Origin of the sequence: Sorangium sp. So ce590 (assembly GCF_051521365.1) — a bacterium.
In the GTDB taxonomy this organism is placed as follows: Bacteria; Myxococcota_A; Polyangia; order Polyangiales; family Polyangiaceae; genus Sorangium.
Genome location: NZ_CP150346.1, coordinates 7,628,810 through 7,651,006, shown reverse-complemented (window position 1 = coordinate 7,651,006; position 22,197 = coordinate 7,628,810). Strand labels below are relative to the sequence as shown.

Here is a 22,197-nt window from a genome sequence, read left to right as displayed (position 1 = left end):
GCGGCGGCTTCCCGCAGGTGAGCCGCCGCGCTCGCTGTCGCGGCGGCCGCGGCTCCCCGCAAGCGAGCCGCCGCGGCGTCGAAGGGCGATCGTCGCCGCGGGCCTGATCCCGCACGCGTGCTGGCAACGCGTGCGGGATCCCGCCGCCCGCGCTGCGGCGGTCGCCCGCGATCACGAGGCGAAGAACGCTCCCTCCGGGGCCGCTGGCCGCGATAGCGTCCTTGAGTCGCGTACCCGAGGTCCCCAGGGTACGATGGCCACCGTCGGCGCGCCTGGCCCTGGCCGAGCGCCGCGCCGTCCGTGCCACGGGCGCCACTCCAGAGCCCTCTCACCTCTCCCGAGCGCCGAAATCAGCATGCAAGTCTGCGACATCTTGACCGCGCACCAGGTTTCCGTCGCCAGCGAGCAGGAGGGGGTCGTCCGCTCCAAGGCGGACGCGCTCCACCGGCTCGCCGCCCTGCTCGCGACAGGGCAGCAGGGGGTCAAGACCGAGGACATCGAGCGCGTCCTCGCCGAGCGCGAGCGCCTGCAGTCCACCGGCGTCGGCAGCGGCGTGGCCATCCCCCACGGCGCCATGGAGGGCGTCGAGCGGCTGATCGGCGCCGTGCTGCTCTGCCCGAAGCCGATCGACTTCGACGCCATCGACGGGGCGCCGGTGTCCATCCTCGTCGCCGTGATCGGGCCGAAGCGGGCCACCGGGGAGCACCTGAAGACGCTGGCGCGCATCTCCCGCCTCCTGCGGGACGAGGCGTTCAGAAGGCGGCTGCTCGGCGCCTCGACCGGGCGGGCGGCGTTCGAGCTCATCGCCGCCGAGGAAGGGAGGTCGGTATCATGAGCAGCTCGCGCGGCAGCACACAGGAAGGGGACGGAGGCGGCCGGGTGCCCCCCACCGGCGCAGGGCGGCCCGACCGCCCCGCCCTCACGGTGCGGAGCCTGATGGCCGACGAAGGGCTCGGCATCGAGCTCACGCTGATCGCCGGGGCGGCGGGCCTCGACCGGCCCATCATGAACACCCGCATCCAGAAGTCGGGGCTCGCGCTCGTCGGCCACTTCCACGGCATCGTCCCGACGCGGGTGCAGATCCTCGGGCAGACCGAGCTCTCGTTCCTCCACAAGCTCACCCGCGAGGACCGGCTCCTGTCGCTGCGCGGCTTCTTCGAGCTCGGCCTCTGCTGCGTCATCATCACGCAGGGCGACCAGCCGTTCGAGACCAACGGCTCCGGCATCGGCTTCGTCCCCGTGCCGGAGCTCGCGCAGTGCGCCGAGGAGAGCGGGACGCCGCTCCTCGTCTCGGCGGTGCGGTCGAGCGTCACGATCACCGCCCTGCACGCGCTGCTCGACGATCGCCTCGCGCCGCGCATCCGCCTGCACGGCGTGCTCGTCGACGTCTTCGGCGTGGGCCTCCTGCTCATGGGATCGAGCGCGATCGGCAAGAGCGAGTGCGCGCTCGACCTCGTGATGCGCGGCCACCGGCTCGTGGCCGACGACGCCGTGGAGTGTGACTACCGCCCGCCCGGCATGGTGTTCGGCGCCCCGGCGGAGCTCCTCCGGTACCACCTCGAGGTGCGCGGCCTCGGCATCCTCAACGTGAAGGACCTCTTCGGCGTCACCTCGATCCGCGAGCGGAAGCGGATCGACGTCGTTGTGAAGCTTGTCGAGTGGTCGAAGGACACCGAGTACGACCGGCTCGGGCTCGACGAGCGGTACCACACAATCCTCGGCGTGAAGATCCGCGAGCTCGTCATCCCGGTGCGCCCGGGCCGCGACATGGCGTCGATCCTCGAGGTCGCCGCCCGCAACGAGCTCCTGAAGAACGCCGGGTTCCACGCGGCGCGCGAGTTCTTCGGCTCCGTCGAGGGCGAGCTGCTCCGCGAGCGCTCGGCCGAGGAGTCGTCGGTCCCGCCGCCGGTGAGGCTCGCGGAGGAGGGGGCCCCGCGCCACGCGGCGCCGCACGGCCCGCCCCGGCCGCCGCGGCCGGGCCACGGGGACCTGCAGAGCCCGCCGAGCAGCGCCTACCGGCAGCCCGTGGAGCGGGGGAGGCCGCCCCCGCCCCCGGAGCGGCCGAGCCCCGGGTTCGACGCCACCGAGTCGTCCGTGAGCCTGCCGCGGCCGAGGAGGCGAGGGTGAGCGGCGGAGGCGATCCGCAGCCGCCCGCGCAGCCGCCGCCCGACGGCGCGACGTCGCGCGTCGTCGTCGTCACGGGCCTCTCGGGCGCGGGCAAGTCGACGGCGCTCCACGCCCTGGAGGATCTCGGCTTCTTCTGCGTCGACAACCTGCCCACGTCGCTCGTCCAGCCGGCGGTCGAGGCGTGCGAGGCGGGCGGGATCACCCGGATCGGCCTGGGCATCGACGTCCGGGTGGGCTCGTTCCTCGCGGGCGCCACGGCGGCGCTCGACTCGATCCGGGTCGGCCGCGACGTGGTGATCCTCTTCCTCGACGCCTCGGACGAGACGCTGCTCCGGCGCTTCAGCGAGACCCGGCGCCCGCACCCGCTGACGACCGGCGGCAGCGGCGCCATCGCGATGCTCGACGGCGTCCTCCTCGAGCGCGAGCGGCTCGCGTCGCTGCGGGCGAGGGCGACCATCGAGCTCGACACGACGCGGCTGTCGACGCACGACCTGCGCCGCGTCGTCATCGAGCGGCTGCGCCCGGCGAAGGTCGATGTGCCCCGGATGTCCACCCGGTTCATCTCGTTCGGTTACAAGTACGGCATCCCGCTCGACGCCGATCTGCTCTTCGACGTCCGCTTCCTCGACAACCCGTATTTCGTCCACGGCCTCCGCGAGCTGACGGGCAACGACGAGCCGGTGCGCGAGTACATCCTGAAGAACGCAGATGCCCTCGAGTTCATCAGCAGAACGGAGGGGCTGCTCTCGTTCTGCATGCCGCGCTACGCCAGCGAGGGAAAGAGCTATCTCACGATCGGCATCGGGTGCACCGGGGGCCGGCACCGCTCCGTCGTGCTCACCAACGTGCTCAGCGACAGCCTGCGGCGGAAGACGGGGCTCCCGATCACGGTCGTGCACCGGGACGTCGCCCGCGTGAGCAGTAGTATAGTACCCTCGGGGGCGGGTGAGGGCATGGCCGGGACGCCCAGCGTGGATCTCCGGCGGGTTCAGACGGGAGCGGCCGCGCCGGAGTCTCGCCCGGCGTCGGACAAGAGCGTGACGGGGGGCGAGCGGTGACGACCGAGCCGGTGACGATGCGGTTCACCATCATCAATGTGCGCGGGCTGCACGCGCGCGCCGCGACGAAGCTCGTGCAGCTCGCCGGCCGCTACGACTGCGAGATCTCGCTGACCGGGCCTGATGGGCAGTCGGCCAACGCGAAGAGCGTGATGGGCGTGCTCCTGCTCTGCGGATCGATGGGCACCGTGATCGATGTCCGCGCGACCGGCGATCAGGCCGCCGACGCGGTCTCCGCCATCGGCGCGCTGATCGCCTCGCGCTTCGGAGAACCCGAGTGACGCGCGGCCGGAGCGCGCTCTCCGCGGGGGCCCCGGGCGATCCTCCCGCCCCGGCGGACGCCGCCCGGGGCGACCCGGCGGCGCCCGGCGCGACGAGCGACCCGGCGACGCCCGGCGCCCGCGGGAGCTCGCTGCCGCCCGGCGCCCGGACCGAGACGCTGCGGGGCATCTCCGGGTCGCCCGGAGTCGCCATCGGCGCCGCCGTCGTGATCGGCGGGCACAGGACGGATCACCCGCGCCGCCGCGTCAGCTCCGGCGAGATCAAGGCAGAGATCGAGCGCTTCGAGGCCGCGGTCGAGCGCGCGCAGGACGAGCTCCGCGACATGGCGAAGCGCGTCGGCGATCACCGCGCCGAGGCGTCGATCCTCGAAGCGTACCTCTTGATGCTCGGCGACGAGGTGCTCGCCGACGCCGTGAAGCGCCAGGTCACCGAGGAGCGGCAATGCGCCGAGTGGGCGGCCGCGACCGCTTGCGAGGCGATCGCCGGCCGCTTCGCCGCCCTCGACGACCCCTACCTGCGCGAGCGCAGCCACGACGTCATGTTCGTCGGCGAGCGCCTGCTGCGCGCCTTCAGCCTCCCGCCCCAGGAGCCGCCGTCCTCACGGGACACCTCGCCGCTCTCCACCCGCAGCCTGATCGAGCTGCAGAACTCGATCGCCATGCCCGCGACGTTCGGCGCGGCGCTGCCGCGCTTCTCCGGGCCCACCATCCTCATCGCGCACGATCTGTCGCCAGCGGACACCGCGGCCATGGTCGACGAACCGGTCGTCGGCTTCGTCACCGAGGTCGGCACCCGCACGAGCCACACCTCCATCATGGCGCGCGCGCTGGAGATCCCGGCTGTGGTCGGCGTCAGCGACGTGCTGCAGCGCGTGATCACGGGCGACATCGTCGTGATCGACGGCTTGCGCGGCTCGGTCATCGTCCGCCCCGGGCCCGCCGAGCTCGCCGAGGCGCGCGCCCGCGCCGAGCGCCTCGGCGCGCTCGCCAAGGAGCTCTCGGAGTCCCGGCACCGCGCGGCCCAGTCGAAGGATGGGGTCAAGGTGTCGCTCCGGGCCAACGTCGAGCTCCCGGCCGAGGCGATCCTCGCGCGCGATCAGGGCGCCGACGGCATCGGCCTCTACCGCACCGAGTTCCTCTACATCGATCGCACGTCCCCCCCCTCGGAGGACCAGCAGTTCGAGATCTTCCGCGCCGTCGTCGAGGCGCTCCGCCCGAAGCCGGTCACGCTGCGCACGTTCGACATCGGCGGCGACAAGTTCGTCTCCACCTTCCAGGTGCCGCCGGAGATGAACCCGATGCTCGGCCTCCGCGCGGTCCGGCTCGCGCTCTCGCGCCCCGACGTCTTCCTCGAGCACCTCCGCGCCATGGTGCGCGCCTCCGCCTACGGCGACGTGCGGATCATGATCCCCATGGTCGCGGGCCTCGGCGAGCTCCGGCAGGTGCGCGCGCTGCTCCACCGCGCGCAGGAGCAGGTGCGCGCCCGCGGCCAGCCGTGCGCCGACGAGATCCCGCTCGGCGTGATGATCGAGGTGCCCGCGGCGGCGATCATGGTCGACCATTTCGCGCGCGAGGCCGCGTTCATGAGCCTCGGGACGAACGACCTCATCCAGTACGCGCTCGCGGTCGATCGGACCAGCCGCTCGCTCGCCTACCTGGCCTCGCCCTTCGATCCTTCGATCCTCCGGCTGATCACGAAGGTGATCCGGGCGGGGCAGGAGTTCGGTCGTCCGGTCTCGCTCTGCGGCGCCATGGCGAGCGACCCGCTCGCCGCCCTGCTCCTGCTCGGCCTGGGCCTCCGCGATTTCTCGATGGAGGCGGCGGCGATCCCCGAAATCAAGGAGACGCTCCGGCGCGTGACGGTCGCCGAGGCCGAGTCGGTCGCGGCGGAGGCGCTCGCCTACGCCACGGCGGAGGAGGTCGAGTGCTGCGTCGCCGCGGCGTTCGCGCCGGATCTCTACGATCTGCTCACGGGAGAGCGCGACGCGCGGTGACCTGCGCCGCGGGTCGACCGCCTCGCCCGCTCACCTCCTTTTCGCTTGAGCTCGTGTGGATGGCTTCGTGGCGTGATACCGCTCCATGAAGTCCCGTACAGCCATGGACGCGGCGCCGGGGGCAACGACACCGCCCTCCGAGGCTCCCCCTCTCCGGCGCGCGGCGCGATGGGCGCGCCGGGGCGTTCGCCCGCGGCGCCGGCCGCGTCGCGCGTGTCGCGCGCGCTGACCGCCTGCGCGGTGGCGCTCGGTAGATGCCGGGGTTCATCGAGGGGCTGGACACCGAGGCCTCGCTCGTCCTCCGCGTCGACCTCGCCGCGCTGTCCAGGAACAACATCGGCGTCGGAACGAGCGTCCAGGCCCGCTTCTGATCCGGCGGGCGCCGCCCGCGCTCATCGCGGCTGGAACCCCTTGAACGCCGCCACGGCCCGCTGCGTGCTGCTCACGGTCTCGACGATGCGGAAGCCCCCGCGGACGTAGAATCCCTCGAAGTGCAGCACGCTCTCCCCCTCGGCCGGCTCGATCTCCCAGTAACGCGAGCGATCCTTCGACGTGCCGAGGACGGCGATGCGCCGCCACCCCGCCGGGATCCTGCCCGTCCATTCCGGTCCGCGCTTCTCCGTCAGCTCGAAGTCGTCGCGGCTGTGCTTCACCCGGAAGCTCGCGTCCGGGCCTGATCCGATGCGCGCGTCGAGCGTCCCCCCGGGCGGCCCCTTCGCGTCCTGGTCCTGCCGCCGCGGCCCGCGCTTGCTCACCCGGTAACCCGCCACCGCGTGCGGATCGAGGTAGTAGGTGCCGCCCTCCTTGCTCGCGCGCAGCCGCCCCGCGTAGATCGCCTGGCGCACCGCGCTCTCCGAGATGCCGAGCTGCTGCGCGGCCTCGGGCACCGTCATCGTGTACCGCGTCCGCGGCGTGGCCACCGCCGACTCGGGCGGCAGCCGCTTGCGCGCCAGGCAGTCGAGCATCACGTGGAACGCCGGATCGCGGTACACCTCCGCCGTCGCGATGCTCCGCCCCGCCACGGCGGTCCTGTCCAGCAGCGGGTTCTCCGGACCGAGGACGAGCTCGGTCAACTCGGCCTCGGACACCGACGGATCCCGGGCCGCCGCCAGCACCCGGCACAGGAAGGTGCCGAGCTCGCCGGTCGGCGTCGCGAACTCGACCGTCTCGCCGGACAGCAGCGTGTATTGCGTCTTCATCTCGCCTCTTCGCAGCTCGTCGTGTGCGCTCGCCACCACCGCGCGCCGCACGCGTGCCCGGGGCCACGCGTGCCCGATCCGTCCACGAGGCGGACGAAGTCCCTCACGCGCCGGAGCGGGCGCGCGCAGGCGGATCTCGCCCCACCGGAGACGCCGCGCCGGCGGCCCCCGCCCCCAGGGACAGGACCACCCGCACGCCGCCCCCGTCGGGCACGCGTTCAGCGCCGCAGCTACGGATTACTGTATGCCCGTTCAGTTAGTTCCGTCTAGTGCCTTCGCGCGCCGGTAGGACAAAGATCGTCCGCATCCGGTCCGTCACGGCGTCCGCAACTATCTGAAACCCATCATTTATTCTGTGCGCTTAGAACGCAGGTAGTCCGCGGAAAATTCGTCGCAGGCTCGCGAGGCAGGACGGATCCGGCCGCTGAAGGCGGCGCAGCACCCGGGTTGCTCGGGGCGCTGTTCAGTGCCGTGTGCGGCGTCGTCGGTTCAGGTGGCGGGCTTCTGCCGCGTCTCGGCGAGCGCCCCGATGGTGTCGGGGTCGTGGTCGCGGATGCAGTCGACCCCGTTGCGCTCGAACTGGACCGCCGCGGCCAGCGCGGTCCGGCTGCGCTCGCGGTCCATGGCCCACGCCGCGTGGCGCACCAGCAGGGCGAGCTGCAGCGCCCGGCCCAGGGTGATCGCGACCCGGCGGGCGCCCGCCTCGAGGCCGGGGCGGTCTTTGGCGGCCATCTCCTTGATCCACGCGCGGGCGTGGGACACCGCGCGCGACGCGGCCGTCTCGGCCTCGGCGAGCTTCGGCTCGACCACGCCGGTGAGGAGGCGCGCCACCTCGGCCGCGAGGATGTCGAGCGAGCCGTCGTTCTGGATCACCCGCAGCGCGTCGAGGGCGAGCACGTTCGTCGTGCCCTCCCAGATCGTGAGGACCTGCGCGTCCCGCAGCAGGCGGGGCAGCCCCGTGTCCTCGACGTAGCCGGCGCCGCCGAACGCCTCGAGCACCTCGCTCAGCACCGACACCGCCTGCTTCGCGGTCGTGAGCTTCGCGAGCGGGATCATCAGCCGCAGGAGCTTCGCCTCCGACTCGGTGAGCGAGCCCGTCTCCTCGCGCCCGAGCAGCTCGATCGCGCGGAAGGTGATGTGGAAGGCGCCCTCGAACTCGGCCTGGAGCTCGGCGAGCGTGTCCATGTGCAGCGGCTTCTCCGCCAGCGTCGTGCCGAACTGGACGCGGCTCTGGGCGTAGGAGCGCGCCAGCGAGAGCCCCCGCCGCATCCCCGCGATGGCGCCGATCGCGTTCCAGGTGCGCGTGACGTTGAGCATCGGCGCGATCGCCCGGACGCCGTTCGTGAGGCCCGCGACGGGCGTCGCGAGGACGCCGTCGAGCGTGAGCTCGGCGGTCGGGACCTTGCGGGTGCCGAGCTTGTCCTTCAGCCGGTTCAGCAGCACGCCCTCGCGGCGCCCCGCCTCGCCCGCGAGCTCGACGTAGAACAGCGCGAGCCCGCGGCTGCCCTCCGGGTTGCCCTCGGGGCGCGCGAGCGCGAGCGCCATCTCGGACGTGGCGGCCGAGGCGAACCACTTCGTCCCGTAGAGCCGGTAGGCCCCGTCCGGCCCGGGCCGCGCCACGGTCTCGCTCCGCCCCACGTCCGAGCCGCCGGCGCGCTCGGTCATCCACTGCCCCGACGTCCAGGCGAGCGCCGGGTCGCGGCTCGTCAGGCGGGGCACCGCGCGGTCGATGAGCGCGCGGTTCTCGCTCGCGAGCAGGGCCCGCGCGGCGCCGTCGGTCATCGCGAGCGGGCACGTGTACACGTCGCTCGACGCGTCGAAGAGGTACGCGAGCGCGAACTGGTGGACACGGGAGAGCGCGCCGTGCGCCCGCTCGTACGCCGTCGCGACGACCCCGTGCTCGCACGCGATCCGCGCCGCCTCCTTCCAGAGCTGCGTCACCTCGACCTGGTCGACGCGCTTGCCCCAGGCGTCCCACGACGTGAGCTTCGGCTCGTTCGGGCGATCGGCGAGCTGCAGGCGGTAGAGGCGGCCGCCCGCGAGCTCGCCCATCTCCCGGAGCGAGGGCGTGATCGACGCGGCTACCTCGCGCGGCAGCACCCGCGCGAGGTAGGACCGCAGCACGCGGTCATCGTCGTACTGGTTCCCGAGTGATGGGGGGTCTTGATAGAAAGCCACCGGCCGACTCCTGGGTTGGTGCGCCGCAGCCCGAACCGTCCGACGCGGACGCGTCGATCCGGTTCCGCGCGCCCATGTGGGCAGGCGCGGCGACTCGCAGCCTCATCGACTCGAAGCTACTGAACACGTCCCATCCGGTTCAACAGGAAGCCGAGCGACGCGTCGCCGTGACGCAGCGGACGGTGAACCCCGGCTGTCAATTTCGGCGCGTCGCCCGGTTTCTGTGCGCTGTTCGGGTGCCGTGTCGCACGGAACGAAGCACAAGTCGCTCTTTGTGCGGTTCTTGACTTCTCCGATGCACCAATGCATATGGCTGTCGGTGAAGCTCTCGAACAAGGGTCGCTACGGTGTGCGCGCATTGTTCGATATCGCGTTCCACAACGACGGGCGGCCGACGCAGATCCGCGAGATCTCGGAGCGGGAGCTCATCCCGGCCCGGTTCCTGGAGCAGATTTTCCAGGATCTGAAGAAGGCCGGGCTCATCAGCTCGAAGCGGGGTCCGCGCGGGGGCTACCACCTGGCGCGGCCGGCGAGCGAGATCAGCCTGGGCGACGTCGTCCGCGCCCTGGAAGGGCCGGTCGCGGTGCTCGTGCCGGACGACGACGGCAGCCCGGAGAGCTCGCCGTTCGATCCGCCCACGGCGGTGTTTCTCGATCTGGCCCTCGCGATCGAGCGCTGCTTCGATTCGGTGTCGATCGCCGACGTCTGTGAGCGCGGGGTCGAGCTCGGCGTGCACCGCAAGGGGCGGCCGGAGCGGTCGACCTACGTGATCTGAGCTGACAGCCATGAGAAGCCCCGACCAAGCCGACCTGTCCCCCGGCGTCCCCCGCGCACCCGCGGCGGGCGAGGCCGAGCTGCCCCCGCTGCCCTCGCACCCGCGCGTCGTCGACAGCGTGCTCGACCTCGTGGGCGACACGCCGCTCTTCGAGGTCGGCCGCGTCGACGTGGCGACGCCCCGGGGGCGCGTCTTCGGGAAGGCCGAGCAGTACAACCCGGGCGGCTCGCTGAAGGACCGGATCTGCCTCGCGATGATCGAGGGCGCCGAGGCGCGCGGGCAGCTCGGCGCGGGCGCGGGCGGCGTGGTCATCGAGCCGACGTCGGGGAACACCGGGATCGGGCTCGCGATCGTGTGCGCGGCCAAGGGGTACCGGTGCATCCTGACGATGCCGGCGAGCATGAGCCTGGAGCGGCGCCAGCTGCTCGAGGCCTACGGTGCGGAGGTCGTGCTGACGGAGCCCGAGCTGCAGATGGAGGGCGCCATCGAGCGGGCGCGCGCGCTCGCGGCCGAGATCCCGGGGGCGGTCATCCTCAGCCAGTTCGACAACCCCGACAACCCGCGCGTCCACGCGGAGACGACCGCGCGGGAGATCCTGCACGCGATGGCCGGCCTCGACCGGCCCGGGCGGTCCGGCCCGCGGCAGTCGCTGGCGATCGACGCGTTCGTGGCCGGCGTGGGGACGGGCGGCTCGGTGAGCGGCGTCGGGCGCGTGCTCAAGCGGCTGCGCCCCGCGACGCGCGTCATCGCGGTCGAGCCCGAGTCGTGCGCGACGATCTCGCGCGGCGAGCGCGGGCCCACGAAGATCCAGGGGCTCGCGGCCGGGTTCGTCCCGGCGAACTACGATCCGGGCGTGGTCGACGAGGTGCGCACGGTCAGCGATCGCGCCGCGTACGAGACGAAGGCGGCGCTCGCGCGGCAGGAGGGGCTGCTCGTCGGCATCAGCGCCGGCGCCGCGGTGCGGGTGGCGCTCGACGTCGCCCGCGAGCTCGGCCCCGACGCCAACGTCGTGACGGTCCTCTGCGACACAGGCGAGCGGTACTTCAGCCTGGACGAGTATTTCCGATGAGCGGCGGCGACGGCGAGGCGATCCGCGGGTGCGTGCTCCTCGTCGGGGCGGGGGGCATCGCCGCGCCCGCCGCGCTCGTGCTCGCGGCGGGGGGCGTGCGGGAGCTCCGGGTGGTCGACGACGACCAGGTCGATCTCACCAACCTGCACCGGCAGATCCTGTTCGACGCCGACGACGTCGGCCGCCCGAAGCTCGACGCCTTCGCCGAGGCGCTGCGCCGCCGCTTCCCGGGGCTCCGGGTCGACCGCCGGCACGGCCGCTTCGCGCCGAGCGCGGCGGCGGGCCTGCTGCCGGGCGTCTCGGTCGTGGTCGACGCGACCGACAATTTCGCGTCGCGGTTCCTGATCGCCGACGTGTGTCGCCTCACGAGGACGCCGGTTGTGCACGCGGCGGCGATCCGCTGGCGCACGACGGTGATGGCGGTGGCGGCGGAGGGGGGGCCTTGCTACCGCTGCCTGTTCGAGGACCTGCCGACCGGGGACGCGCCGGACTGCGCCACGGCCGGCGTGGCGGGCCCTGTGTGCGGCGTGGCCGGCGCGCTCGCGGCGGACCGGGCGCTCGCGATCCTCGCGGGCGACACGTCGGTCTACGGCCGGATCGCGACCTACGACGGCCTCTCGGACACCCTGCGGAGCGTCCCTGTCGCCGCGCGCCCCAGCTGCGCCCTGTGCGGCGAGCGCGCCGACATCGCGACCATCGACGCGTCCCGCTACGTGATCTCGTGTGCTGTAGAAGAAGGGGACCGCGAGAGCGGCTCCCCGACCCACGTTGAAAAGGACCGCGAGAGCGGCTCCCCGACCCACGTTGAAAAGGACCGCGAGAGCGGCTCCCCGACCCATCTCAACACTGGAGACCAAGACCATGGCTGACACCGCGACCGTCCGCATCCCGACCCCGCTCCGCACCCTCACCGGCGGGCAGGACGAGGTCCAAGCCGCCGGCGGCACCGTCGGCGAGCTGCTCGAGAACCTCGAGAAGAGCTACCCGGGCATCCGCGACCGCCTCCTCGACGAGAAGGGGGTGCGGCGCTTCGTGAACATCTTCGTGGGCGACGAGGACATCCGCTTCCTCGACGGGCTGAAGACGCCCGTGAAGGGCGGCGATCAGATCGCGATCGTGCCGGCGATCGCCGGGGGCTGAGGTGGACGACCCGCGCTATCTCCGCCAGGTGCTGCTCGCGGAGATCGGTCCAGAGGGACAGGCGAGGCTCGGGGCGGCGACGGCGCGCGTGCTCGGCGGCAGCGGCGGCGCGCCGCCGCTCGCGCACGAGGTGGCGGAGCGCTACGCGCGCGGCGCCGGCTTCGGCGCGCTCGCGGAGGGCGCGATCGACGTCGCCGCGCTCGCGCCCGCGGAGCTCGTCGCGTCGCCCGCCGCGCGGGCGGTGCTTGCCGGGGCGCGGGCGACCCTCGCCGAGATGCGGGTCGCGCTCGGCCGGGGCGGCGCCGGGGCGGGGCAGCGGAGCGCGCCGGAGGGCGGGCTGCCGGAGGGCGCGCCGTCATGAGGCACTCCCTCGCCCGCTCGATCCGGCTCGGGTCGGTCGTCGACGCCGTGGGCGACACGCCGCTCGTGCGCCTCTCGCGCATCGGCCGCGAGACGCCGTCGGTCGAGGTGTACGCGAAGCTCGAGTTCACGAACCCCGGCGGCTCGGTGAAGGACCGCGCCGCGCTGCGGATGATGAGCCGCGCGGCCGAAGATGGCCGCCTGACCAGCCGAAAGACGCTCATCGACTCGACGAGCGGCAACACCGGCGTCGCCTACTCGATCTTCGGCGCGGCGATGGGCTTCAAGGTGGCGCTCGTCATGCCGTCGAACGTGTCCAAGGCGCGCAAGGACATCGCGCGCGCGTTCGGCACGGAGCTCATCCTCAGCGACCCGATGGAGGGCTCCGACGGCGCGATCCGCCACGTGCGCGCGCTGGTCGAGAAGGACCCGGAGAAGTACTTCTACCCGGACCAGTACTCGAACGAGGACAACCCGCTCGCCCACTACCACGGCACCGCGCGGGAGATCCTCGAGGCGGTCGGCGACCGGATCACGCACTTCGTGGCCGGGGTCGGCACGAGCGGCACCATCGTCGGGACGAGCCGCCGGCTCCGGGAGCACCACCGGCCGATCCGCTGCATCGCGGTCGAGCCCGCGGACGCGCTCCACGGGCTGGAGGGGCTCAAGCACCTGCCGAGCTCGCTGGTGCCCGCCATCCACGACGGGGGCGCGTACCACGAGACGATGCGCATCACGACGGAGGACGGCTGGGACATGTCCGACCGCCTCGCCCGCGAGGAGGCGCTGCACGTGGGGCACTCGGGCGGCGCGGCCATCTTCGCCGCCTTCGAGGTGGCGAAGCGCCTGCACCGCGAACAGCAGGGAGGGTGCGTGGTGGCGATTGTCCCGGACCGGGGCGACCGCTATTTTGCGCCTATGAAATGGGAGAAGCGTTACCTATGGTGATGTCACCTCACCCGTGGACCGCCGGCGGAGTCGTCCTGAAGGCGGGCGTCCTGAAGGCGGTCGAGGACGAGGCGCTGGCCGGCTACGCGCGCGACGAGGAGGCCTGCGGGTACCTGAAGGGGCCCGCGGGCGAGTCGTTGCTCTGCGACGAGCACATCCGGATGGATAACATCGCGAACAAGCTCCACGCCGTCGATCCGGAGCGGTATTTCCGGACGGCGCGGACGTTCTTCGACTTCAACGGGAAGCGCTTCTCCGATGCCGTCGAGAAGGGGGCCGCGGAGGGGCGCCCGGTGAAGGTGCTATACCACTCGCACCTCGATGCCGGCGCCTACTTCAGCCCGACGGACGCCGCCATGATGAGCGGCGGCGAGCCGCCGGCCGAGGAGGGGGCCCAGATCGTGATGGGGCCCGGGCCAGCGTTCCCGCTCGCGTTCCTCGTCACCAGCGTGCGCGGCGGCTCGGGCGACGGGGGCCCGGACGGGAAGCCCCGGATCGCCGAGCACCGCCTCTTCGTCTGGGATGGCACCGCGTTCGTCGCGTCGACGTTCACCGTCGTCGATTGAGCTCATCGCGCCGGGGCGCGTCCGTCGTCCTCGCGCTGCCCGCACCCGCTCGCAGGGATCTACTCCCGAGGCCCAGCGAGGCCGATTCCGCAGTTGTCACTTGATCATCGAAGGAGTTGCCTAAATGTCAGGTTTTGTTGTCTGGTTCACCGGTTTGAGCGGCGCTGGCAAGAGCACGCTCGCGGCGATGCTCTCGGCCGAGCTCCGCGCCCGCTCCGTCCACGTGGAGGTGCTCGACGGCGACGAGGTGCGCACGAACCTCTCGAAGGGGCTCGGGTTCTCGAAGGAGGACCGCGATACGAACATCCGGCGGATCGGATACGTGGCGAAGCTCATCGCCCGCTCGGGCGCGTGCGCGATGACGGCCGCCATCAGCCCGTACAAGGCGATCCGTGACGAGCAGCGGGCGCAGATCCCGCAGTTCGTCGAGGTGTACTGCTCCTGTGCGATCCCCGTGCTCGCCGAGCGCGACGCGAAGGGGCTCTACAAGAAGGCGCTCGCGGGCGAGATCAAGAACTTCACGGGAATCGACGACCCGTACGAGGCGCCCGAGAGCCCCGAGGTGGTCGTCTACACGGACAAGGAGACCAAGGAGGAGAGCCTCGCCAAGATCCTCGCCAAGCTCGAGGAGGTCGGGTACGTCCCGCGCCGCGGCGCCGCGGTCGCGGTGTCCGGCGCTGCTGCCGCGGGGGCGGCGGCGGGCGGCGGCCGCGGGCTCATCGCGCCGCACGGCGGCGAGCTCGTGAACCGGTGGGTCGAGGGCGCGGAGAAGGCGTCGCTCGCCGAGCGGGCGAAGGGCCTGCCGGTCATCGAGCTCGACGAGCGGACCGAGAGCGACGTCGAGATGATCGCGGTCGGCGCGTTCTCGCCGCTGCGCGGCTTCATGAACTCGAAGGACTACCTGCGCGTGGTGCGCGAGATGCGGCTCGAGAGCGGCCTGCCGTGGTCGATGCCGATCACGCTCGCCGTCTCGGAGCAGGCGGCGGAGGGGCTCCGCGTGGGCTCCGAGGCCGCGCTCCGCGCGCGCGACGGCCGCATCGTGGCGGTCATCGAGCTGAGCGACAAGTGGCGGCCGAACAAGGAGCTCGAGGCGCAGGAGGTGTTCCGGACGACCGAGACGAAGCACCCGGGCGTCGCCTACCTGATGAGCACGGGCGCCGTGTACGTCGGCGGCGAGATCCGCGTGCTGGAGCGGCCGGTCGAGTCGCCGTTCCCGGCGTACGACCGGGGCCCGGCGGTGACGCGGGCGTACTTCGCCGAGAAGGGGTGGCGCCGCATCGTCGGGTTCCAGACGCGGAACCCGATCCACCGGGCGCACGAGTTCATCACCAAGACGGCGCTGGAGAGCTGCGACGCGCTGATGATCCACCCGCTGGTCGGCGCGACGAAGTCGGACGACATCCCGGCGGACGTCCGGATGCGCTGCTACGAGGAGCTCATCGCGAAGTACTATGTGAAGGACCGCGTGCTCCTCTCGATCTACCCGGCGGCGATGCGCTACGCGGGCCCGCGCGAGGCGATCTTCCACGCGCTCGCGCGCAAGAACTACGGCTGCTCGCACTTCATCGTCGGGCGCGATCACGCCGGCGTCGGCAGCTACTACGGCACGTACGACGCGCAGGAGATCTTCAATGTCTTCAGCCCCGGCGAGCTCGGCATCGCCACGCTCAACTTCGAGAACGCGTTCTACTCGACGGTGGTCGGAGCGATGGCCACCGCGAAGACGGCGCCGGGCGACGCGTCGACGCAGGTCAATCTGTCCGGGACGAAGGTGCGCGAGATGCTCCAGCGCGGCGAGCTGCCGCCGCCCGAGTTCTCCCGTCCGGAGGTCGCGCGCATCCTCATCGAGGCGATGCGCCGCTCGTCGTAGCCCTGGAGCCGTGATGGCGGCGGCGCGCGGCCTCGTCGAGCGGGGCCGCCGCGCGGCCGCCGGCGCCGCGCGCGGCGCGGCCCTCGCGCTCCTGACCGCGCTCGCCGGCCTCTCCGCGGCGGCGCCGGCGCGCGCGGACCTCAGCGATGATGCCGCGCGCGTCGCGCGGATGTGGTCGCTCTCGGGCGCGCGCGTGGCGCGCCTCTCCCCCCTCTTCATCGAGCACGGCCGCGTCAGGGTGGTGGCGGTGGACCCGCCGCCGGCCGGCGCGGCCGGCGCGGCCGGCGCGGCTGGACCGAAGGCCGAGGAGTGCCTCACCGTCGTGTTCCTCGCGTCGCGCACCGTCGAGTTCACGCTGGAGCCGGACTCTTTCGCGGGCGAGCCCTCCGCCCTGGAGGGCCTCGTGCACCGGCTGCGGGGCCAGGATCCCGAGGACGAGCGCCGCATCCACAGCGTCGCCGGGGCTGCGGCGATCCTCCGGTGCGGGGCCGCGCGCGAGGGGCTGCGCCGCGTGGCGGTCGAGGTGCTCTCGACGCGAGGCGCCTTCGATGTCGTTGTCGCGGCGTCGAGCGGGCCGCCGGAGCGCCTCGAGGCCATCCTGCCCGAGCGGGTGTCCGGGCCCATCGCGCCGCGCGGCGACCCGGGGCGACCGGCCGAGCCGGGGCCGCTCGACGCCCGGGTCGCGCGCGCCGCGCGCCGCGCCCGCGCGGACGGGGCGTCGCGCGTCGCGCCTGTCGAGATGCGCGCCTCATCGGTCGGGACCGGGCAGTTCTCGGTCAAGCTCAGCGAGGGCTGTCACCGGCTCGATCTGATGGCCGAGGTCCCGGGCGTCGCGGTGCGCCGCGCGACCGACCTGGACGCCGAGGCGCGCGAGGTGGGCACGGGGAGGCTGCTCGGTCGCGACCGGTCCGACGCGCCCGACACGCGGCTCGACTTCTGTCTCGGGGAGCCCGGGGTCGTCGAGGTGCCGTTCCTCGGGGCGGCGGGCCCGGTGAAGGTCGTGCTGTCCGACGCGCAGTGGCCGATGCCCTCGCACGTGCCGGGGTATTTCGGCGCGCGCGCCCGGGGCAACCTGGCCTTCGCGCTGCAGCGCCGCCGCGCGCCCGCGCCGCGCGCGCAGGCGATCGTCGAGGCCGTCGGCGCGCAGGGCGACACGCTCGTCCCCGTCCAGGTCGAGCCGGGCCGCTGCTACTTCGCGGCGGCGGCGCTGGTCCGGGGCGAGATGCGCGCGCTCCGGATCTCGGTCGAGCTGGGCGATCGCGCCGCGCGCGACGACGCGGGCGAGCACAGCGAGGGCGCCGGCGTGGCCTTCTGCTCCGAGATCGAGGAGAGCGCCGCCGTCCGCGTGTCCGCGCGCGGCGGCTCGCCGGTCTGGGTCCTCTCGGTCTGGCCCATGGACTGACGCCGGCTCACCCCTCGGTGCGGGGGCGTCTCGGGCGGCGCGAGGTGATCGGCTCCGGCGTGGGCCTTGTCACGGCGCCCGACTGGGCCCGCTCCGGCAGGAGCTGGCGGAGCTGCCACGCCTGCAGGAACGCGCGTCGCTCCGCGTCGCGGAGCGCGTGCTGGTGCTGGCCCATCATGAACGCCGGCACGACAAGCATGAACAGGGTGGTCAGCGTCAGCGCCGTGATCGTCGGGACCTTCGAGTGCTCGACGGCCTGGGGCAGGATGACCATCGCGCCGCCCGTGAACTCGTACGAGCGGGGCAGGATGCCCGAGTACTCGATCCACGCGGCGGCCAGCACCGCGACGCAGCCGGTGACGACGACGGCGACGCGGTAGGCCGTCCGGTACGTGAACGAATTGCCGTACGTGAAGATCACGAGGAGCATCGGCATGAAGAGCAGCGGGCCGAAGCCGCGCGCGATGAACAGGAAGCTGAGCACGTTGAAGACGAACCCGGCGTAGGCGTACCACTCTGCGGACCGGCGGTGGACGAGGCGCGCCGCGATGAACTTCATCAGCGCCGCCAGGGCCGTGAAGCCCAGGATGAAGCCGAAGACCTGCCACTCGCGGATGCCCAGCCACACCGCGGCCACGAGCGTCGCGATCGCCGTGGCGAGCAGCTCGGCGCGGATGCCCGCGTGCAGCTGCAGCCGGTGCCGCGTCGCCGCGGTCGCGTCCAGCTCGGCGAGCACCTCCTGCGGCATCTCGCGCGGCGGCTCGGTCAGGATGCGCCGGAGCGTCTCCAGGGCGCGCTCGTTGGACGGATCGAGGGCGAGCGCCTGGCCGACCTCGCTGAGCAGCGCCTTGCGGGCGCTCTCGGCCTCCCTCCCGCCGGCGAGCGCCATGGCGACCTTCTCCTCGGCCAGGCCCGCGTGCCGCGCCGCGAGGCCGCGGCGGAGCTCCACGTCCTTGTCGCCGTCGAGGAACCGCTCGACCGCCTCGTAGAGCGAGCGCGCGGTCGGGTACCGCTCGGACGGCTCGCGCCGGGTCGCCCGCACGCAGATGGCGTCGAGCTCCGGGGGCACCTCGCGCTCGGGCGCGCGCACCGACGCCCGCGCGTCGGCCCCGTGGATGAGCGAGTCGAGCATCTCGCCGCGATCCTTCTTCGGATGGAGCGGCTTGAGCGTGAGCAGCTCGAAGAGGATGGCCCCGAGCGAGTACACGTCGCTGCGCACGTCGAGCGTGTCGACGCACCCCTGCGCCTGCTCCGGCGACATGTACCCGAGGGTCCCGAGCACGTCGCCGGGGATGGTCCTCGTGCTCATGGGATCTTCCCCCATGTCGATCGTCTGGTGCGGCGAATCGATGAGCTTCGCGACGCCCCAGTCGAGCAGGTACACCTCGCCGAAGTCGCCGAGGATGATGTTGGCGGGCTTGAGGTCGCGGTGGAGCACGCCGCGCGAGTGGGCGAAGTCCACGGCGATGCAGATGGACGAGAACGCGGTGAGCAGCTTGCGGCGCGAGAAGCTCTGCAGCGCCGTCGCGTCGCCCTCGCGGAGCTCGTTCAGGATCCTCGCCAGCGTGAGGCCCCGGAGGCGCTTCATCGTGAAGTACGCCGAGCCCTTGGCGTCCAGGCCGAGGTCGTAGACGGGCACGATCGAGGGGTGCTCGAGCTGGCCCTGGACCCGGGCCTCGCGGAGGAACCGGTGGCGGAGCGTCGTGTCGCCCTGGTGCTCCGCGCGGATGACCTTCATGGCCACGTCGCGGCCGATGCGGCGGTCCCTGCAGAAGTGGACCTCCCCCATCCCCCCGACGCCGAGGAGCGAGCGCACCTGGTAGCGGGGGCCGTCGCTCGTGAGATCCGAGAGCTCCGCCCGGGCGCGGCCGGGGTTCACGGGCGTGGGGCTCTGGCCGTGCGAATCCCCGCCCTTTCCGCGAGATTTTCGCATCTCGGGGAGCTGCTCGAGCGTCTCGAAGTCGTCGTCGAACAGAGCCATGGCCTTCGGGAAGCCAGGCTGAGTCGCGCCATGCCAGCAAAACCCCACACCGGCAGGGCTCCGCGTGGCGACCCCCGGACCTCCTCGACGGACGGCCGCGAGCAGCGCTGCGGAATGCTGGGCTTCCTTGCCGAGAGGATCTCGTATCGGGGGGTGATGTCAACGGGATGCTGCGTCCGTCGAAGACAGCGGACGAGCGATGCAGCGTCGCACACCACGCGCGCCGCTGCGGTGAAGGCGCGCGACTCGCGCAAATGAAGGTCGATGTCGGAAACCCGCGCACGCCGCCGCGGCGGCATCCGCGTCATGTGTGGGGAGCATCACGACGCAGGCGATCGGCGGTGAGGCGCCGGCGGAAGGCCCGGCGCGCTCGACATGCTCAACGTCCGAGGAGCGCGAGCAGCGTCTTCTTGTTCGTGAGGCCGATGTGCCGCCCCAGAGGCTCGCCGTTCTGGAAGGCGACAACGGTCGGCAGCCCCCGGATCCCGAAGCGCTTCGCGGCTGCGGGCGACGCGTCGACGTCCAGCTTGACCACCTTGACCTGGCCCGCCGTCTCCGCCGCGATCGTCATCGACGATCGGCGCGAGCCGCTTGCAGGGGGCGCACCAGGACGCGGAGAAGTCCACGAGCACCGGTGTGTCCGTCTCCAGGACCTCTCGAGTGAAATTCAGGTCGTTGACTTCAATGACGTTGCTGCTGCCCATGGCGCTGTCCTTTCAGTTCTCCTCGGGAGCGAGCGCCCCTTGCCGCGCGCGCCGGCTCGACGCCGGCCTTGTCGCGACAGCGACGCTCGCATGAACTGTTATAGGCACGGTTTCAGTTTCTGCCAGGGGAGGGGAGACCGCCGCGCGGGCCGATCAGCGGGCCTTGGCCGGCGCCGGCGCAGGGCGACCGAGGTGCTGCGCCCGGAGCGCGATGTCCGCGACGGTCTTCTGCGAGAGGCCGCGCAGCAGCCCTTCGTTGGCCGCGTCCGCGACCTCGTCGAACGCCCGCAGGATCCCCGCCCCGATCGGGCACTTCGCGTTCGGCTCGCACGGGCTCGGCGCGATGGCGCCCTCCGGCTCCACGGCGGCATACACTTCGCTCAGCCGGATCCGTTTCGCCGGCCTCGCCAGGCGATAGCCGCCCGCGCGGCCCTCCCGCGCCTCGATGAGCCCGGCCTGCGACAGGCGCGCGAGGATGCGCCGCAGGAACGCCGGGTTCGTGTTGATGCTCGCCGACAGCGCGTCGCTCGCGCAGCTCTCACCGGTCTGCGCGAGCAGCGCCAGGGCGTGCGTGGCGATGGCGAAGCGACCCGACGACATGAAAGGGCCTCTCGGCCGTATCTGAGGGCTCCGAGGTGTCCGCTGTCAAGCCTGCGGAGGCGCCGCTCCGCGGCGGCGGCCTTAGGGCGACGGCGATCGGGAGGAGGTGCGGGTCAGCACGAGGGCTTCGCCCTTGCCGTCGGCGAGCCTGAGCTCGATCGACGCGGGGACGGGCGAGGCGCCGGCGCAGCGGCTGTCGGACACGATATGGCGCGCGCGGGCGAGCGAGCTCTCCCCGGTCGAGGTGTCGACGAGCCGCAGATCGACGCCGGCGCCCCCGGCGTCGAGCGCCGCGATCACCTCGGCGCACGTGTTGGCCGGGATCTGGAGCGGGAGGATCTTGAGGCGGGAGGCGTCGAGCGCCACCGCCTGGGCGCCGGAGGCCGCCGCGGCGTCGACGAGGCCGGCGGCGCTCATGCGCCCGAGCAGCCTCGCGGCGGCGAGCGGGTGCGCGACGAGCGCGGGCGGGGCCTTGGGCTCCTTCCGGACCTCCACGGCGAACGGGCCGGGCTGCGCCATCGACTCGACGTCGATCCGGGCGGGGCCGCCGCTCCCGCAGGCGAAGAGCGTCGCCCGGGCGCCGCCCCGGGCGCGGCCGAGGAGGGCGTGGGCGTCGCTCCAGAGCTCCGCGAGCACGTCGGCGAGCGGCCTGCCGGCCAGCACGTCGATCCGCGCGCAGCCGGCCGGCAGCTCGATCGGGAGCGTCGTGCGGCTGCCGAGCCGCGCCGCCCCGGTCGACACGCGCGGCGCGCCGTAGCCCCGGCCCGCGAGCGCGCGGCCGTGGGCCGCCCGCGCCTCGGCGAGGTCGCGGCTCTCGGTCACGCGCTCGATCGGCGTGGCCCCGGAGATCTCCGCCTCGGCGCCCGGCTGCGAGCGGCCGACGACCACGGCCACGAGGCCCTGGGTGCCGCGCGAGCGGACGGCGATCGAGAGCTCGATCGAGATCGTCGAGCAGAGGAGCAGCAGGCGATCCTGGCCCCGCTCGCGGGCGCGCGCGACGATCCTGCCGGTCTCGTCCTCCGCGACCACCTCGAGCGAGGCGACCTCGTCGCTCGGCGAGACGAGCACGTCGATGCAGCGGCCGCCGTCGAGGGTGGCCCCGATGCGGCTCGCGGTCCTCGAGCCGACGGGCAGCGCGACGCGCCGGACGTCCTCCCAGCGCGCGCCGACCGCGCCGCGGTGCGCCCGGACCTTCGCCTCGAGGCCGGGCCACGACTCGAGCCGCCCGCTCTCGTCGCCGGCCCGGCCGCGCGCGCCGACGGCGCGGGCGACGGCGTCGGCCGCCTCGACCGGGACGCCTTGCACGCCGACGCTGACCGCCCCGGCGCCCGACATGACGCGCGCCATGACATAGAGCCGCCGCGGGTGCGGCGGGCAGACGAGGATGGAGGCGCGCGCGTCGGCGGCCTCGTCCGTGGAGAAGGCGCTGCCGTCGTCCTCGAAGGCGAACAGGTCGACGTCGCCGATCGTGGGCGAGACGCGCGCCATCGCGAGCATGCACTCCCCGGCGGGCACCTCGACGAAGGCGCCGACCCGATCGCCGTCGGACGCCATGTCGGCGCCGATCACCCGGAGCGGGCCCGCGCCGGCCTCGGCGGCGCGCTGCGCGTCCCGGCCGAGCAGGGTGCTGCCGTCGATGCGATCCGGGAGCGCGCGCAGCGCCTCCGGCACCGGCGCGCCCGGCGAGGTGGTCGCCCCGGCGCGGCAGGCGGGCGCGACCGCCAGCAGGGCCGCGAGCGCCCAGGCCGCGCGGGCGGGCGAGGGACGGGCCGCGCACGCGGGCCTGGAGGGACGGAGCGCAGGCGGCGGCGCGGGCGAAGGAAGGGACGCGGGAAGTCTGGGACGCAAGGTCGTGGGCTCGTCGGGGCGCTCGTGGCGAGCGACGAGGTTCTACTTCAGGGCGGGTACGGCATCCAGGGCGCGACCGCCCGTGGCCCGCCGCGCC

At 73.2% G+C, this 22,197-nt stretch carries 20 protein-coding genes and 1 pseudogene; 14 read left to right on the top strand and 7 right to left on the bottom strand.

Translation table 11 applies throughout. The features are described from left to right. Positions 1–355: 355 nt before the first annotated feature. From WMF28_RS28640 to ptsP, 5 genes are read left to right on the top strand one after another with little or no spacing between them, the layout of a single operon-like run. Positions 356–835: a PTS sugar transporter subunit IIA gene (locus WMF28_RS28640; protein WP_437596505.1), complete on the top strand. Its 480-nt coding sequence runs from the start codon at positions 356–358 to the stop codon at positions 833–835. Continuing rightward, a complete protein-coding gene (gene hprK / locus WMF28_RS28635) occupies positions 832–2,127 on the top strand; it encodes an HPr(Ser) kinase/phosphatase (RefSeq protein WP_437596504.1) in 1,296 nt (431 codons plus the stop codon). Before WMF28_RS28640 ends, hprK begins: the two co-directional genes overlap by 4 nt. Next, on the top strand, positions 2,124–3,185 hold the full coding sequence (gene rapZ / locus WMF28_RS28630) for an RNase adapter RapZ (RefSeq protein ID WP_437596503.1): 1,062 nt from the start codon (positions 2,124–2,126) through the stop codon (positions 3,183–3,185). The genes hprK and rapZ overlap by 4 nt, the downstream gene beginning before the upstream one ends. Next, entirely contained in the window at positions 3,182–3,466 is a 285-nt protein-coding gene (locus WMF28_RS28625; RefSeq protein WP_437596502.1) for an HPr family phosphocarrier protein, read from the top strand. The genes rapZ and WMF28_RS28625 overlap by 4 nt, the downstream gene beginning before the upstream one ends. Further along, a complete protein-coding gene (gene ptsP / locus WMF28_RS28620; RefSeq protein WP_437596501.1) occupies positions 3,463–5,460 on the top strand; it encodes a phosphoenolpyruvate--protein phosphotransferase in 1,998 nt (665 codons plus the stop codon). Before WMF28_RS28625 ends, ptsP begins: the two co-directional genes overlap by 4 nt. A gap of 392 nt (positions 5,461–5,852) precedes the next feature. Here ptsP and WMF28_RS28615 read toward each other — a convergent pair whose 3' ends face one another. Together WMF28_RS28615 and WMF28_RS28610 are read right to left on the bottom strand one after the other, a co-directional pair. Then, a complete protein-coding gene (locus WMF28_RS28615) occupies positions 5,853–6,659 on the bottom strand; it encodes a helix-turn-helix domain-containing protein (protein ID WP_437596500.1) in 807 nt (268 codons plus the stop codon). A 489-nt stretch (positions 6,660–7,148) separates the two neighbouring features. Then, entirely contained in the window at positions 7,149–8,837 is a 1,689-nt protein-coding gene (locus WMF28_RS28610; RefSeq protein ID WP_437596499.1) for an acyl-CoA dehydrogenase family protein, read from the bottom strand. 295 nt (positions 8,838–9,132) lie between these two features. Here WMF28_RS28610 and WMF28_RS28605 point away from each other — a divergent pair, with 295 nt between their 5' ends. The 9 genes from WMF28_RS28605 (at position 9,133) to WMF28_RS28565 (ending at position 16,967) form a co-directional block, all read left to right on the top strand. Continuing rightward, the gene (locus tag WMF28_RS28605) at positions 9,133–9,612 is read left to right on the top strand and encodes an RrF2 family transcriptional regulator (RefSeq protein ID WP_437596498.1); all 480 of its coding nucleotides are present in this window, start codon (positions 9,133–9,135) and stop codon (positions 9,610–9,612) included. Positions 9,613–9,622: 10 nt separating this feature from the next. After that, positions 9,623–10,681, top strand: a complete 1,059-nt coding sequence (gene cysK, locus WMF28_RS28600; protein ID WP_437596497.1) for a cysteine synthase A — start codon at positions 9,623–9,625, stop codon at positions 10,679–10,681. Further along, complete coding sequence (locus WMF28_RS28595; RefSeq protein WP_437596496.1) at positions 10,678–11,550, top strand: HesA/MoeB/ThiF family protein; 873 nt, start codon at positions 10,678–10,680, stop codon at positions 11,548–11,550. Before cysK ends, WMF28_RS28595 begins: the two co-directional genes overlap by 4 nt. After that, positions 11,543–11,821, top strand: coding sequence for a MoaD/ThiS family protein (locus WMF28_RS28590; protein WP_437596495.1), 279 nt, complete (start codon positions 11,543–11,545; stop codon positions 11,819–11,821). Before WMF28_RS28595 ends, WMF28_RS28590 begins: the two co-directional genes overlap by 8 nt. A gap of 1 nt (position 11,822) precedes the next feature. Beyond that, on the top strand, positions 11,823–12,182 hold the full coding sequence (locus tag WMF28_RS28585) for a hypothetical protein (RefSeq protein ID WP_437596494.1): 360 nt from the start codon (positions 11,823–11,825) through the stop codon (positions 12,180–12,182). Then, positions 12,179–13,129 carry a PLP-dependent cysteine synthase family protein gene (locus tag WMF28_RS28580; protein WP_437596493.1) on the top strand — a complete coding sequence of 317 codons (951 nt, stop codon included), beginning with the start codon at positions 12,179–12,181 and terminating at the stop codon, positions 13,127–13,129. The genes WMF28_RS28585 and WMF28_RS28580 overlap by 4 nt, the downstream gene beginning before the upstream one ends. After that, on the top strand, positions 13,123–13,695 hold the full coding sequence (locus tag WMF28_RS28575) for a Mov34/MPN/PAD-1 family protein (protein ID WP_437596492.1): 573 nt from the start codon (positions 13,123–13,125) through the stop codon (positions 13,693–13,695). Before WMF28_RS28580 ends, WMF28_RS28575 begins: the two co-directional genes overlap by 7 nt. Before the next feature lie 124 nt (positions 13,696–13,819). After that, the gene (gene sat / locus WMF28_RS28570; protein WP_437596491.1) at positions 13,820–15,565 is read left to right on the top strand and encodes a sulfate adenylyltransferase; all 1,746 of its coding nucleotides are present in this window, start codon (positions 13,820–13,822) and stop codon (positions 15,563–15,565) included. A gap of 13 nt (positions 15,566–15,578) precedes the next feature. Then, entirely contained in the window at positions 15,579–16,967 is a 1,389-nt protein-coding gene (locus tag WMF28_RS28565; RefSeq protein ID WP_437596490.1) for a hypothetical protein, read from the top strand. 7 nt (positions 16,968–16,974) lie between these two features. Here the strand turns inward: WMF28_RS28565 and WMF28_RS28560 are convergent, their stop codons facing one another. The 5 genes and pseudogenes from WMF28_RS28560 to WMF28_RS28540 form a co-directional block, all read right to left on the bottom strand. Further along, positions 16,975–18,948, bottom strand: coding sequence for a serine/threonine protein kinase (locus tag WMF28_RS28560; RefSeq protein ID WP_437596489.1), 1,974 nt, complete (start codon positions 18,946–18,948; stop codon positions 16,975–16,977). Between the two features lie 379 nt (positions 18,949–19,327). Beyond that, positions 19,328–19,519 carry a thioredoxin family protein gene (locus WMF28_RS28555; RefSeq protein WP_437596488.1) on the bottom strand — a complete coding sequence of 64 codons (192 nt, stop codon included), beginning with the start codon at positions 19,517–19,519 and terminating at the stop codon, positions 19,328–19,330. Positions 19,520–19,574: 55 nt separating this feature from the next. Then, a pseudogene (locus tag WMF28_RS28550) lies at positions 19,575–19,652 on the bottom strand (thioredoxin); the annotation flags it as partial. A gap of 153 nt (positions 19,653–19,805) precedes the next feature. Next, complete coding sequence (locus WMF28_RS28545) at positions 19,806–20,252, bottom strand: Rrf2 family transcriptional regulator (protein ID WP_437596487.1); 447 nt, start codon at positions 20,250–20,252, stop codon at positions 19,806–19,808. An 81-nt stretch (positions 20,253–20,333) separates the two neighbouring features. After that, positions 20,334–22,100 (bottom strand): hypothetical protein, encoded by a 1,767-nt coding sequence (locus tag WMF28_RS28540; protein WP_437596486.1) that lies wholly within the window; start codon positions 22,098–22,100, stop codon positions 20,334–20,336. Between the last annotated feature and the right edge of the window lie 97 nt (positions 22,101–22,197).

Coding starts and splice junctions, on each gene's coding strand:
- sat (WP_437596491.1), top strand. CDS start 13,820: ATGTCAGGTTTTGTTGTCTGGTTCACCGGTTTGAGCGGCGCTGGCAAG.
- WMF28_RS28580 (WP_437596493.1), top strand. CDS start 12,179: ATGAGGCACTCCCTCGCCCGCTCGATCCGGCTCGGGTCGGTCGTCGAC.
- WMF28_RS28560 (WP_437596489.1), bottom strand. CDS start 18,948: ATGGCTCTGTTCGACGACGACTTCGAGACGCTCGAGCAGCTCCCCGAG.
- WMF28_RS28615 (WP_437596500.1), bottom strand. CDS start 6,659: ATGAAGACGCAATACACGCTGCTGTCCGGCGAGACGGTCGAGTTCGCG.
- WMF28_RS28605 (WP_437596498.1), top strand. CDS start 9,133: ATGCACCAATGCATATGGCTGTCGGTGAAGCTCTCGAACAAGGGTCGC.
- cysK (WP_437596497.1), top strand. CDS start 9,623: ATGAGAAGCCCCGACCAAGCCGACCTGTCCCCCGGCGTCCCCCGCGCA.
- WMF28_RS28575 (WP_437596492.1), top strand. CDS start 13,123: ATGGTGATGTCACCTCACCCGTGGACCGCCGGCGGAGTCGTCCTGAAG.
- WMF28_RS28545 (WP_437596487.1), bottom strand. CDS start 20,252: ATGTCGTCGGGTCGCTTCGCCATCGCCACGCACGCCCTGGCGCTGCTC.
- WMF28_RS28565 (WP_437596490.1), top strand. CDS start 15,579: ATGGCGGCGGCGCGCGGCCTCGTCGAGCGGGGCCGCCGCGCGGCCGCC.
- WMF28_RS28590 (WP_437596495.1), top strand. CDS start 11,543: ATGGCTGACACCGCGACCGTCCGCATCCCGACCCCGCTCCGCACCCTC.
- WMF28_RS28640 (WP_437596505.1), top strand. CDS start 356: ATGCAAGTCTGCGACATCTTGACCGCGCACCAGGTTTCCGTCGCCAGC.
- WMF28_RS28555 (WP_437596488.1), bottom strand. CDS start 19,519: ATGACGATCGCGGCGGAGACGGCGGGCCAGGTCAAGGTGGTCAAGCTG.
- hprK (WP_437596504.1), top strand. CDS start 832: ATGAGCAGCTCGCGCGGCAGCACACAGGAAGGGGACGGAGGCGGCCGG.
- WMF28_RS28595 (WP_437596496.1), top strand. CDS start 10,678: ATGAGCGGCGGCGACGGCGAGGCGATCCGCGGGTGCGTGCTCCTCGTC.